Consider the following 12,725-nt stretch of genomic DNA (forward strand, 5'->3'; position numbering starts at 1 on the left):
GCTCGGGGAGCCACTTATTCTATCTGTCAGCCTGTGGCTGATGTAAGAATGGGTCGTTAGCTCAGTCGGTAGAGCAGTTGGCTTTTAACCAATTGGTCGTAGGTTCGAATCCTACACGACCCACCATTTTTCAGTTTTTACAGCCGTTGGTGAACTTTTTGCCAGCGGCTTTTTTGTTAATGAAGTTTAAGCTGTGGTCGGGTTGTTCTGCTGATCAGGTCCTTCAAAATCAATGTCCCGGTTCTCAGCTTGCCAAAGAGCGTCATCTGGTGCATCCGGTACAGGCTGATGTAAAACCATTTGGCCAGTGTTCCCTCAATCATCATATCGCCGGTAATGGCACCCATCAGATTGCCTACGGCACTGAAACGGCTCAGGGAGATCAGCGAGCCGTAATCCTTGTAATTGAATTCCAGCGCTGTGGAGCCATTGGCTTGGGCTATCAGGCTTTTGGCCAGCAGGGATGCCTGTTGATGGGCCGCCTGTGCCCGGGGAGGGATGGTAATATGTTCATTTTTACTATCGGTCAGGGTGCAGCTTGCGCAGTCGCCCATGGCGTAGATTTGATCGTCCAGCGTCGTTTGTAAAGTTGAACGAACAACCAGTTGATTGATCCGGTTGGTTTCCAGGCCGTCTATATTGGACAGAAACTCAGGTGCTTTGATCCCCGCTGCCCAGATTCTCAGGTCGGATTCAATAAACTCACCATCACGGGTAGTTACCCCGTCAGCCTTGATTTCACTCACCAGCTGCCGGGTCATTACCCGAATCCCCATTTTGCTTAACTGTTTTTGAACACTGTTGCTGATTCGAACCGGCAGTGCAGGCAGTATTCTTTCGCCTCCCTCGATGATGGTTACTGCCAAATCCTCCGGCTTGATGGCATCCAGTCCATAGTGGGCCAGTTCAATGGCGGCAAAATGGAGTTCTGCGGCCAGCTCCACGCCAGTGGCACCTGCACCAATAATGGCAATGCGAAGCTTGGTACTTTCGTTATTGCTTGCCTGGGCGTGAAGATAGTGGTTAATCAGGGTGGTGTGGATTTTCTCTGCCTGTTGACGGTTATCCAGGAACAGGCAGTGCTCTCTGGCACCGGGTGTATTGAAGTCGTTGGCGGTACTGCCTACGGCAATAACCAGCCGGTCGTAGGCCAGGGTGCGGGCAGGTACCACCTCATGACCGCTGGCATCCTTTACAGGGCTGAGCCCGATGGACTTTTCTGCGCGATTCAGGCTTGCCATCTTGCCCGGAATAAATTTGAAGTGGTTCCATTTGGCCTGTGCCAGATAGCTTAATTCATCCTCAAAGGCATTGAGGGAGCCAGCGGCCACTTCGTGCAGGAGCGGTTTCCAGAAGTGGGTAGTATGGGCATCAACCAGGATGATTTCAGCGCGCTGTTTTTTGCCGAGTTTCCTGCCCAGGCAGGTGGCCAGCTCAAGTCCCCCGGCACCACCACCAACGATCACGATTCTATGGAGTTTGTTCTTCACATTTATTCCAGTTTTTTCTATTAATTATGTATGGCTGTTATTGGGGCTGTTATTGTTTCGCCAGAGAGCCGAACTTACTGTTCATGGCTATTTTTTGCCTGCGTTCTGGTTGGAGGTCATCCCCTCAGGCAGGTAAAACCAGGTAGCCGATGATCCGGCTTAAAACACCAAGCACAACAATAACAACCGTTAGCCAGGCCATCAGGCGCAGAGGCCTGAATGGCGAACGCTCGACTTCATTAACCCCTTCCTTTAAATAATGATCAACCCGCTGCTGGTCTTCGGGATACAGCCGTTTGGATTGTTGGGCGGAATTGGCAATGTGATTTTTTTCAGCGACAGATGCTGAAGTGTTTTGGCTCATGGTCATAACTCCCTCTCTCCAGCCAAAACATAGTACATTCTGAGATCAGCGAAAAGCGATAGTGCGGTTTTTAACCGATTTATCTATCTTTCCGGCCGGATTTGCAAAACGAGTGAACACCAATGTCATTCAGCTGGTCAGAGGGTTTTATCTGGTGTTGCTGATAAAGCAGCGCTTCATCACGGATCTTATGGTAGGCATTAAGAACCTGGGGCATAACACCGAGATTGATTCACGCTGGAAACGACTCAAGCGCTACTTTGCCTGGGCAGGCATGAAACTTGATGACATCGTCAGTTAACAGGGCTTTGAACTACTGCCAGATACTTGTTGTGCCCATCACTTAAATTCCGGTAAACAAACGTTCCTTGCCGGGTGCAAGACGGGTAGGTTCGTGCCTGACTCGAGGATTTTAACGACAATCGTCTTGTTAAAAAAATTCTGTTTTATGGAATATTCTCTGCTGTTTATTGTCCTACTCATAATTTTGAGTCATAGCAGGCTAAAGCGATGAATGTTGGCAGGGGCAATGGGGCAGATTTACCATTTCAGTGTTCTATCTGTACGGAAAGCGGGTATATCAAAGGACAATTTGGTGGGCGTTCACTGGTCAATACCTCTTGCCCGGCATCCCACGTTTTCCACCTGAAATGCATCACAGACTGGTTTGATGTGCAGAATGTAAGAGGACTTGATGAACTCAAATGTGTATGCAGGGGACCAGCACTGCCATTGATTCGTATGGACGGTATGAGACCAATTGAAGACGAATCACCTTATTGTGAAACCTGGATATTTAATGCCTGCCGTACCGGAAATCTGCGCGACCTGAGAATGCTGCTGCGCGAAGACGAGACTTTGGCCAATCGGACTTACCATTCGGTACTCACCGGTCATCCTGAACACCTGTTAGCTGTCGCCATAAAGGAAGCGCATACTGATTTAGTCCGTTTCCTGATCGGCTGCGGTGCCGATGTCAATGCCGCCGAGTACAACGGTGAGACCCCACTGCACATTGCTGCCCGGCTGCACCGCAACGAGGACGTTAATATGCTGATCAGGGCTGGGGCGGATATCAATAACGTACTGCACACTGCTGCCAGAGAAGGTTCTTTGGAATTTTTCAATCTCCTGCACGACCCGGGAGACATCAATAAAACCGATGAGGAAGGTCAAACGCCGCTGCATATCACCGCTGCCAACGGGCATAGTAGATGCCTGGAAAGGTTGCTTGAAATCAGCAGAGAGAAGGTCGATGCCCGCAATAATAACGGCGAAACAGCCCTGCATCTGGCCGTTTATAACGGCCATGTCGAATGCCTGAGACCGCTGATTAAAAGTGGGGCGAATTTGAATGCCACCAATAAGAATGGGGAAACAGCCCTGCATATAGCCACCAAAATCAGCATTAATGAGGGCCTTCAACAATGTGCTGACATGGGCATAGATATCAATGAAACCTTAGCCAACGGCAGGACGCCCAAACACTATACCAACAAACAAGAAAACAGTGACGGGTGCCTGAAAGAGCTTGTTGCTAACAGAGGAGTGAATATTAATGTCACTGATAACTACGGCTATACGCCTTTGATGATAACTGCCTTTTGGGGCAAATATGAGCACTTGAGATGGCTGCTCGAGAATGGAGCGGATACCAATATCACTACTGCCAACTTAGGTACAACGGCATTACATTTAGCCGCTTGCTGGGGGCGAACCGATTGCCTGAGAAAGCTGCTTGACATGAAAGCGGATATCAACAAATCCAATAAAATGGGCGCTACTACGGCTCTTCACTGGGCTGCCAAAAATGGCCACACAGAAGCCGTCAAGGTGTTATTGGCTGCTGACGGCATCAAGGTCAATGAGAAGACGAGCGACGGCACTACGGCTCTCCACTTGGCTGCCCAGGATGGCCACACAGAAACCGTCAAGGAGTTACTCGCTAAAGGCATCAATGTCAATGAGAAGGATAACGAAAGCGAGACGGCTCTCCACTTGGCTGCCCAAAATGGCCACACAAAAACCGTAAAGGAGTTACTCGCTAAAGGCATCAATGTCAATGAGAAGAATAACCAGGGTGCGACGGCTCTCCACTTTGCTGCCCAGGATGGCTACACAGAAACCGTTAAGGAGTTACTGGCTGCTGACGGCATCAAGGTCAATGAGAAGACGAGCTTCGGCTTTACTGCTATCCACTTTGCTGCCCAGGATGGCCACACAGAAACCGTCAAGGTGTTACTCGCTAAAGGCATTAATGTCAATGAGAAGAATAACCGAGGTGCGACGGCTCTCCACTTGGCTGCCGAGGATGGCCACACAGAAACCGTCAAGGAGTTACTCGCTAAAGGCATTAATGTCAATGAGAAGAATAACCGAGGTGCGACGGCTCTCCACTTTGCTGCCCAGGATGGCCACACAGAAACCGTCAAGGAGTTACTCGCTAAAGGCATTAATGTCAATGAGAAGGATAACCAGGGTGCGACGGCTCTCCACTTTGCTGCCAAGGATGGCCACACAGAAACCGTCAAGTTGTTACTCGCTAAAGGCATCAATGTCAATGAGAAGAATAACCAGGGTGCGACGGCTCTCCACTTGGCTGCCCAGGATGGCCACACAGAAACCGTCAAGGAGTTACTCGCTAAAGGCATTAATGTCAATGAGAAGAATAACCAGGGTGCGACGGCTCTCCACTTTGCTGCCCAGGATGGCCACACAGAAACCGTCAAGGAGTTACTCGCTAAAGGCATTAATGTCAATGAGAAGAATAACCAGGGTGCGACGGCTCTCCACTTTGCTGCCCAAAATGGCCACACAGAAACCGTCAAGGTGTTACTGGCTGCTGACGGCATCAAGGTCAATGAGAAGACGAGCTTCGGCTCTACGGCTCTCGACTTGGCTATTAAGAGTGATAACAGAGCATGCGAGGAACTCCTTCTTGCAAAGGGGGCCTGTGAATCAGGTTTCCTTCTACAGTGAGCAATAAAATAACGGACACTTTTACATTTTAACTGTGTAAGCAGGCTTGGTTAACCTTGGTGAATCCAGCTTACCTGTCAGCGTAACCGGAGCCGGGAATTGAATCTTGATTGTTTCAAATCTCAACTTCATACTGCGACATATTCGGCGCATTTCCTTCTGGTCTATTATCTCCTTTTATTGGTGAGGAATGCACAATGGAATTTACTGAAGAGTATGAAGATGTCCTTCAAAATCTTGAGTACCCGATTATGAATTTTTATTACCAGAACCCTGTTCTGGAAGATTGGGATGTTAAACGAGCACTTGAGGCCACCATTGAGCATTACCGTGCGGAGTTCGCAAACCGGCCGCCGAAGACGAAGAACCTGTCACTATTTGAGCAGCAGTTGAGCAGACAACTGATTACGATCTGTGAATGGCGTCTTGGCCGAGTCAGCCTGGATGAAGTGACAGCGATGACTGAGGCATATACCTACCAGTTTAACGAAGATGACTTTATAAAAACGTCTGAAGAACTTCAAAAGTGTTTGAAGCGGATTATTAAGTCTGTCGGACGATGGAACCGAGTGGGAGGTAAGCAGGGCTACTTGAATTTTATTTCACAATTTTTTCTTGCCCCTCAGTAGTGGCGTTCTATATTAACCGGTTGAATAGCTTCATCATTTTACTCAGCCTGGGAAAAGGTCGCTGCCCGCAAAAGTACAAGCGGTTCCGGCTTTTAAGGTAGCGGGCAGCGTCTGTAGAAATTTGGAAGTTATTTCAGGACAATTACTAAGGTGGCAGGGTACCTTTGAAATCACTTTCGATCAGAGGCAAAGGCATGGCATTTAACAGGGAATTGTTATTACTGGCTTTCCGGCAATGGCGTTATCAGTGGCGACAGAGTTTCAGGGAGCTGAAGCGCTATGGCAGAAACCCACGGTTTGTTTTTCCATGGTTATGGTTGAAGCTCAGTTATCTGCTGGATAGTCCGTACGCGGTCAGTCGTCGTTACCAGCGTCGTATCAAGGCGGAGAACATTTATGTCTACGGTGAAACACCCCTGACCAGCCTGGAGTTAATTGCTGAAAGATCAGGCGTGACTTCGGACGATCATGTGTTTGAGCTTGGTGCCGGGAGTGGTTTTACCAGTATCTGGTTGCAGGGGGTTAAGCGGTGTCAGGTGACCGCTATTGAGCAGATTCCACTGTTCTGCTGGCGTTTGCAGCGTACCAGCCAACGTATGCGATTGCAGGGCATTGATGTTCGTTGTGAAGACTATCTGACGTCGCCACTGGAAGGCGCATCCATCATTTATTTATATGGCTCAAATCTTGATGATCATGTCATTACCGGGCTGGCAGAGCGCCTGGCCGAATTGCCCGCTGGCATCAGGATTATTACCGTCAGCTATGCGCTGCAGCCGTTTCTGCATCAGCAGGCGTTTAAGGTGACTGATCAGTTCACGGTGCCTTTTGAGTGGGGGGAGGCGGAAGTTTTTCTGCAGGAAAGGATGTCGGCAACTGAAGTGCTGACGATTATGGCACCGGGTAGTCATGAGACAGAAAGCTATTCTTGCATCGGTCCGGAGAGCGGGACGGTAGAAAATGAACAATGATGCTTTTTGCGTGATAGCGACCATACGGGATAGCCGTGGCTGAAAAGCGCTTGTTTAGAGCATACGCTGGACGGAAGAAAGCCTGCGCACAATCCGTTTGCCATAGCGCACAATCAGATCGGGTATTTTCCGTTCCGGAAACCGCTCAAAACTGCTGTGAATAAATGACCAGGCAGCATTTGCCTGTTTAACGGGTACCATGGCGTGGGGATGATCACCTAACTCATCATTAAAAGCAGTCATTCGCTGATGGAACCGGTTGGCCTGTGCTTTCAGTTGCATTTGGTCGGTATTGGTGATCTCGGTATTTTGTTCTGAAACCAGCAGGCTCAGGTAGTCTCTGGTTATGTATTGCATCAATAGCGCTTGCTCCAGAAAGCGCAGCTTGGCCTTGTCTCCAGCCAGGACGTTGGTGACTTTTTGCCTCAGCAGCAACAGCTGGCGATCCATTTTGGCCAGTACCCGCAGTAATGAGGTTCCAGAGGGGGGGGCAGAACTGGCTGGAATGGTGCTCAGCCAGGTAATGTGTTTGTTGACCACCGGCCAAAGGGATACGACGGTGACCAGCAGTTTATTGGCTTCAGGATCATTAAGGCTTTCTGGCAGCGTATTGATGGTGATGTTGACTGATTGCTGTGCCAGCTGCAGCGCGTTTCTGGCATCCTGATCGAGAAAATCCAGCTGCAGGAGGTGAATACTGATCAGTATGTCGTTGAGCATTATTTGCTGCTGGATAATGGTTGCTGGAGATAGGGCTGGGGTGGCTTTTTCGCTCGCTTTTACACCGAATGCCAACAGGATTGTGGACAATGTGATTACCGTTGCTGCACGAAAAGCTGCACGAAAAATCATAGTGGCTTCCGGGTTGTTTTTTATCAGGTGTTTATCGGCAAGCGGGATGCTCGCTGTAGGAAGCAGACCTGAATACCCTCTGCGATTAAAGCTTGTGCAGTGTGATGCAGGCACCCATCCCTGGGCGTCAGATCAATCCCTTGTCTTTATTTGTAGCAAAGTTGTTCTGGTATGGATAGCCCTCAGGAGGCTGACCGAGAATAGACTGCCCTACTGCGGTGACAGCAAATTGGTCTAAAAATTCCGTTTTGCTCGGCAAATAGAACCAGTATTCACCTCACAAAACGGAATTTTTATCCTCAATTTTCTGCCATCCTCGCTACGGGGTCGCCTGGACGGGCGCTATTCTCGGTCAGCCTCCTGCTTAATTCTGCTTCAGCTGTGCTTTCAGTTTGTCAGGAACCCCGGTGATGATCAGTTGGTCGTTGGTTTCATCATAGCGAATCTGCCCGCCCAGCAGCTCGGCATCAAAAGAGAGGCTGAGTCCCTTGCTTCGCCCGGTATAGCGTACCAGCTGGGTCAACTTGCGGCGTTCAGGGGACATGGGGGTGCTCATGTCATAATCCCGGGTGTTGACAAAGCGGGCAAAGTCATCCGGACCAGCTTCGCTGAGGTGGCCTGTCAGCTCCTGCATTGACAGACTTTCCCCTTCATCCAGTTTGTTCTGGCAGTAATCATAAACCTGTCGTTTCACAATCGTGCGGTTTTCCTCTACCGGCTCCTCCTGACAATAAGCCTCCACTGCCTTGAGAAGGGTGTCCGCTTCGTCTTTGCTGCTGCTGGTTTCACTGCAGCCAATCACCTCCTGGAATACGGTACTGAGACGTTTGCCTCCTTTTGGCCGAAGAAACGATAGATAGCGCCCCGCTTCCGGGTTTTTCTGCCAGTCGGTAATGTTGATGCGACAGGCCAGGGACATACGAGCAGTGTCCAGGTAGGACGTGTCCTGAATGGTCAGCTCATCAGTAATGGTGACACTGTTCTGGCTGCTGAGCATGCAAAGCAGAAGATAACGGGTCAGGCCCTGTTGATAGTCTGCGAACATCACATAGCCACCATTGATGGCTCCGGCCTCACTGAGGTTTTGCCCAAGGCAGGTCAGTGTTTCTGTGGTGAATTGGGTAAAACCGGCGGCCTGCTCATCGGAATTTTGATCCATATATTGCTTCAGGCGTTCAGGAAAACTGTCCTCTGCCAGAGCGGAAAACTGACCATAACACTTGTCGGGTTTTTTATTATAGGTTTGCAGCAAGTCATCCAGTACCAGCTCCAGAGAGGGGGAAGAGTCCAGGCTCTGGGAAGCTGGAGTGGCCTGTAACTGCTCTGAACCATGGGCAAGGTCCAGTTTGTGCACAATAATCTGTTTGATGGTCATGACTTGATGCTGGAAAGTCCGAATTGATAGCTCAATATGGTACAGGGATTCTGCGTGTTTTGCCTCGACAAACTCCCGGCACGGCCTGAAGATGGGTAATGGATTGAATTCATTATGGCAGGTCTTACTGGTGCGGGATGGAAGTAAAGAGGTTATCCAGACTCTGCCTGACCTGTTTGTCCAGGGCATGCTGATTCGGGTTCACTTTGGCCATCAGCTGAATGCTCAGATACAGGTTCAGAAGCTCGCTGGCGATGACTTCATGATCAATAGTAGCGCTGATGTTTTTTTTCGGTTCTGTATATTTCTCAATAAAATCAATAAAGCCTGTTCGCAGCATCTGGATGCCTTTCTGCACCCGTTCTGATGCATCGGATGGCAGTAGATGGAGTTCATTGCTGGTGGTCACCAGGAAACAACAGTTGCGGTAGCTGGCCTCCTGACCATGACGATAACCGGAGGTAAAAAAGCGTCGGAGATCCAATAGTGTGGGACTGTAAGCCAGATACTTATCGATTCTTGGTTGCAGCTGCCATTCAAGGTAGTGATCAAGAGCACAGAGAAATAATTGCTCTTTATTCTGGAAATGATAATAAAGGCTACCCGGATGCATATCGGTAACCTCTTCCAGTTGCTTCAATGAGCAGGCATAAAACCCCCTGGACCAGAAAAGCTCAAGGGCATCGCTTAACACCTGTTGTCGATTGAACGAGGATGATCTTCCCATAGGCTTACTATTGATTATTGTCACTCTAAGTTAGCAGAGTTTTGACCTCTGTAAACAGCCCTGTGGTGCCAGGGCGTGGCTTATGCCATGATTCCGTAGAATTGCAGAAACGTCGCGGACCACCATATCCACTATGGTTAAACAGGTTAAATAACAAAGGTGATACATCATGGCGCTCACACCCTCTTCTATGGTTGAACTTGGTTTTCAGGCTCCGGATTTCAGTTTGCCGGATGTTTTTTCCGGAACCGAAAAAACTGTGGCTGAGGTGGCCGGAAGTAAAGGGCTTCTGGTGATGTTTATCTGTAATCATTGCCCTTATGTTGTGCATATTGAAGAAGCGCTGGTGGCATTGGGCAAAGAGTTTCATGGCACGGATCTGGGCATTGTCGCGATCAGCGCCAATGACGTGACCGATTACCCCCAGGATCGCCCTGAGTTAATGGCCCAAAAGCCCTATGGCTTTCCGTATCTTTATGATGAAACTCAACAGGTGGCTAAAGCCTATCAAGCGGAATGTACGCCAGACTTTTTTCTTTTTGATGGAGATTTGAAGTGTGTTTATCGCGGGCAGTTTGATGACTCAAGGCCGGGGAATGGTAAACCGGTGACAGGAGATGATCTTCGCGGTGCCATGACTGCTTTGCTAAAGGGCTTGCCAGTCAGTGAAGATCAAAAGCCCAGCGTCGGTTGCAACATCAAGTGGCGTAAATAGTTTGTCAACCATTTCTCTGTGGATAATTTTTCTTGAAAATCTCCTGCCCCATGGCGTTGATTTGCTGGTCAATCATCAGGCTGAATGTGTCCAGAAGCTGCTGATGTGCCTTGCTATCCCGGCTGGCCTGACGCAGCAGGGTAACCGCTGCTTCTACCGTTGATAAGGCACCTTCTCCCGGTGCTTTGCGAATGCGATAGTCGGATATGGCAAGATCAGTGAGTTCAATGCTGGGGAGTTGTTGCAGTTGTGGGTTGCGGTAATAGATCTTTTTGGCCTTGCGCCAGGTTCCATCCAGGATGATCAGTACTTCCGGCTTCGCCGTTCGCAGAATATCCCGGCTGGCCCGGGCATTAGCCCCGGGAAATAGCAGATAACAGTCCTTTTCTGCCAGCGTTTTTTGGAGGTACGCATGATTGGAAAAATCTTCCCCCACCCATACCTCGCAATTACCAATGCCCAGCTCCAGAATGCGAGCCGTATTCAATGGGTGCCTGGACTCCCGGGGATGCTGCAGAATAATTATATCCATGCAGGCGGTTTCTTCTTTCAGCGCTGAACAGTAACACTGCGTTTCCGTGCGTTGGCAGCGAGGGCATAGAGATCTTGGCATGAGTGTTAATGTATGGCTTATTTCCGGGAGGCCTGGCAAGGATTGCGAGGTGGATAGCCAGCGAACAGTTTATACTATTCGCCCGGTTACTATCTTTTTGACTGGAGAATTAAGCGTTCTTCATCTGGAAAATCAGTTTTTCAGCGGTGCAGTCAAACTCAAACATGGCACGAATCACGGTCTGACCATGTTCATCAATGGTTTCAGCAGAGATTTTGCAGTTACCGGAACCGATTTTTGCTGCCTCTTCTTTCAGGGCATCAAATTGTGATTCAGCATTGACGCCAGAAAGATCGATAGTCAACACAGTATCGTCTTCTTTAATAATGGTGCCAACTTCTACGCAGTTACAGGCAAGGCTTTCAAACGGATCTTTTTCATTCATGGCAACTACCTTCATAAATATAAAGTCATCCAGACAAAAAAAGCCGGGGGAATCCCCAGCTTTTTTATTGTTGAACCCGGATCATAGCGTTGAATAAAGATTCACACCAGCAGATTCATGACAAACATGGCCATCAGGGAGTTCAGGATACAGATGCCAAACAGGATAGGGTAACGGCGACTCTCCGTCCCGATAACACCAAGAATACGTCCAGCGTATTGAATGGTGGACCCCATCAGGTAAATAGCAGGTGCCAGAATGGCAATGTCGCGGGCGTGCAGAGCGCCTTCATTCAACAGGCCTACGGCAACACCAACTGCACCACCCATGGACATAACCGCTGCCATCAGTACGGCAGCCCCTTCACCAGGTACTCCAAACAGCGCCATGACCGGGCCAAACACGGTGGCCAGAACATTCAGAAAACCGGTCAGAGACAGAATCTTGATGATCACGAAGGCCATCATGATATTTGGGATAATGCTCCCGATTCCGATGCCCCAACCCTTACGGGCGCCTTCAACAAAGACGTCAGTGATCATCTTTTTACTTTCAGGTGCAGCACTCATGATCAGTTAGCCTCCGCAGTGTTGGCAGTGATTGCTTTTTCGCCGGATTTCTTGTCAATGGTCTTGAGGTAGAAACGCATAATGTTGGCACCGACGATTTTAAAGATAAACATCACCGCCAGGGCCAGACCAATAGAACCGGGAACGGCAGTACCCGTGGTGTCAGAAAGGGTGAACAGAATGGCACCGGAACCGAAGAAGTTGACGATCAGTGCACCTCCGGAGAACTGGAATGCGGTAAAGACATCTTTTTCTGTGGCAGTCAGTTCGCCTTCATCCGCCAGGGATTTGGTCAGGCCCGCACCAACGTCGGTGGACTGCAGACTGCCGATAATGGCCAGACCCGTTGAACCGGGAATACCCATCAGAGGACGAAGCAGAGGTGTCAGCATTTTACGGGCAGCTTTCAGCGCTCCATAGTGCTCAAGCACTGCAATCATACCCAGGGCGAACATGGCCGTTGGTACCAGACCAAGAGCAAACAAAAAACCATCGGCCGCACCGCTACCACCCACGCCACGGAAAGCGGCCATGCCACCCGTGGCGTCTTTCATCAGCCTGCCAAAGCTGCCGTTAAGGGTGGTGAAGTCAAAGACACCGTACCACTCATTAGACTTCAGGAGTCCGGAAAAGAACACGACAGCAAATGCCAGTGTTATATAGGCTCCAATGGAGACCTTTTCCTGGTCATCAGTTTTCATTGTTTCCCCCTGGGATATTTACAGGCGTTGTAGAAATCAGAGTTAAAACTTGCATTGTATGAGAGCTTATAAGTCTGCTGTGCAAGATAGAATCAGGGTTAGACGCAGTATTTCATACTTCGGCTTCGGTTCTTACGAAACGGTATTTCTATGTCAGTCGACTTGCGCTTCGCTGATAAAAACGACGGTGTTTTACTGTGTTGAATATTGAAGAATTTTAAAGGGAATAGCGTGTTTTACTGTGAGGATGTGGGTTTTTTCGTGAGTAGGTGATTTCCCTTTTTTCTTAGGTGTATCTGGTATAGGCTGCACCTTGTTGTACTCATTTAACAAGTAAATTGTCGTGGGCTAATAC

14 protein-coding genes and 1 tRNA gene are annotated in these 12,725 nt (G+C 49.2%); 6 read left to right on the top strand and 9 right to left on the bottom strand.

Annotated features, from left to right (window positions below):
- Window positions 1-50: 50 nt before the first annotated feature.
- A tRNA-Lys gene (locus tag J7438_RS21530) sits at window positions 51-126 on the top strand.
- Window positions 127-176: 50 nt separating this feature from the next.
- Here J7438_RS21530 and J7438_RS21535 read toward each other — a convergent pair.
- Window positions 177-1,490 (bottom strand): NAD(P)/FAD-dependent oxidoreductase, encoded by a 1,314-nt coding sequence (locus J7438_RS21535; protein WP_209278173.1) that lies wholly within the window; start codon window positions 1,488-1,490, stop codon window positions 177-179.
- Window positions 1,491-1,614: 124 nt separating this feature from the next.
- Window positions 1,615-1,854, bottom strand: a complete 240-nt coding sequence (locus tag J7438_RS21540) for a DUF3094 family protein (protein ID WP_209203054.1) — start codon at window positions 1,852-1,854, stop codon at window positions 1,615-1,617.
- Between the two features lie 112 nt (window positions 1,855-1,966).
- Here J7438_RS21540 and J7438_RS21545 point away from each other — a divergent pair, with 112 nt between their 5' ends.
- The 4 genes from J7438_RS21545 (at window position 1,967) to J7438_RS21560 (ending at window position 6,433) form a co-directional block, all read left to right on the top strand.
- Window positions 1,967-2,155, top strand: a complete 189-nt coding sequence (locus tag J7438_RS21545; RefSeq protein ID WP_209278174.1) for a hypothetical protein — start codon at window positions 1,967-1,969, stop codon at window positions 2,153-2,155.
- A gap of 209 nt (window positions 2,156-2,364) precedes the next feature.
- Window positions 2,365-4,833, top strand: a complete 2,469-nt coding sequence (locus J7438_RS21550) for an ankyrin repeat domain-containing protein (RefSeq protein ID WP_209278175.1) — start codon at window positions 2,365-2,367, stop codon at window positions 4,831-4,833.
- A gap of 197 nt (window positions 4,834-5,030) precedes the next feature.
- Window positions 5,031-5,462: a hypothetical protein gene (locus J7438_RS21555; protein WP_209203051.1), complete on the top strand. Its 432-nt coding sequence runs from the start codon at window positions 5,031-5,033 to the stop codon at window positions 5,460-5,462.
- 164 nt (window positions 5,463-5,626) lie between these two features.
- Complete coding sequence (locus J7438_RS21560; RefSeq protein WP_209278176.1) at window positions 5,627-6,433, top strand: SAM-dependent methyltransferase; 807 nt, start codon at window positions 5,627-5,629, stop codon at window positions 6,431-6,433.
- Between the two features lie 54 nt (window positions 6,434-6,487).
- On the opposite strand, the gene J7438_RS21565 is transcribed toward J7438_RS21560, so the two are convergent.
- The 3 genes from J7438_RS21565 to J7438_RS21575 form a co-directional block, all read right to left on the bottom strand.
- Window positions 6,488-7,285: a hypothetical protein gene (locus J7438_RS21565; protein ID WP_209278177.1), complete on the bottom strand. Its 798-nt coding sequence runs from the start codon at window positions 7,283-7,285 to the stop codon at window positions 6,488-6,490.
- Window positions 7,286-7,649: 364 nt separating this feature from the next.
- Window positions 7,650-8,660 (bottom strand): nucleoid-associated protein, encoded by a 1,011-nt coding sequence (locus tag J7438_RS21570; protein ID WP_209203048.1) that lies wholly within the window; start codon window positions 8,658-8,660, stop codon window positions 7,650-7,652.
- A gap of 124 nt (window positions 8,661-8,784) precedes the next feature.
- Window positions 8,785-9,387 (bottom strand): TetR/AcrR family transcriptional regulator, encoded by a 603-nt coding sequence (locus tag J7438_RS21575; protein ID WP_209278178.1) that lies wholly within the window; start codon window positions 9,385-9,387, stop codon window positions 8,785-8,787.
- A gap of 169 nt (window positions 9,388-9,556) precedes the next feature.
- Between J7438_RS21575 and J7438_RS21580 the strand changes: the two genes are divergently transcribed.
- Window positions 9,557-10,102 (top strand): thioredoxin family protein, encoded by a 546-nt coding sequence (locus J7438_RS21580; protein WP_209278179.1) that lies wholly within the window; start codon window positions 9,557-9,559, stop codon window positions 10,100-10,102.
- A 4-nt stretch (window positions 10,103-10,106) separates the two neighbouring features.
- On the opposite strand, the gene J7438_RS21585 is transcribed toward J7438_RS21580, so the two are convergent.
- The 4 genes from J7438_RS21585 to J7438_RS21600 form a co-directional block, all read right to left on the bottom strand.
- Window positions 10,107-10,715, bottom strand: a complete 609-nt coding sequence (locus tag J7438_RS21585; protein WP_209278180.1) for a tRNA-uridine aminocarboxypropyltransferase — start codon at window positions 10,713-10,715, stop codon at window positions 10,107-10,109.
- A gap of 109 nt (window positions 10,716-10,824) precedes the next feature.
- Window positions 10,825-11,100 carry a DUF406 family protein gene (locus tag J7438_RS21590; RefSeq protein WP_209203044.1) on the bottom strand — a complete coding sequence of 92 codons (276 nt, stop codon included), beginning with the start codon at window positions 11,098-11,100 and terminating at the stop codon, window positions 10,825-10,827.
- A 101-nt stretch (window positions 11,101-11,201) separates the two neighbouring features.
- A complete protein-coding gene (locus J7438_RS21595) occupies window positions 11,202-11,669 on the bottom strand; it encodes a YjiG family protein (protein WP_209203043.1) in 468 nt (155 codons plus the stop codon).
- A 2-nt stretch (window positions 11,670-11,671) separates the two neighbouring features.
- Window positions 11,672-12,370 carry a nucleoside recognition domain-containing protein gene (locus tag J7438_RS21600; RefSeq protein ID WP_209278181.1) on the bottom strand — a complete coding sequence of 233 codons (699 nt, stop codon included), beginning with the start codon at window positions 12,368-12,370 and terminating at the stop codon, window positions 11,672-11,674.
- Window positions 12,371-12,725: the final 355 nt, after the last annotated feature.

It is taken from the genome of Thalassotalea sp. G20_0, assembly GCF_017744175.1.
Lineage (GTDB): Bacteria > Pseudomonadota > Gammaproteobacteria > Pseudomonadales > Endozoicomonadaceae > Endozoicomonas.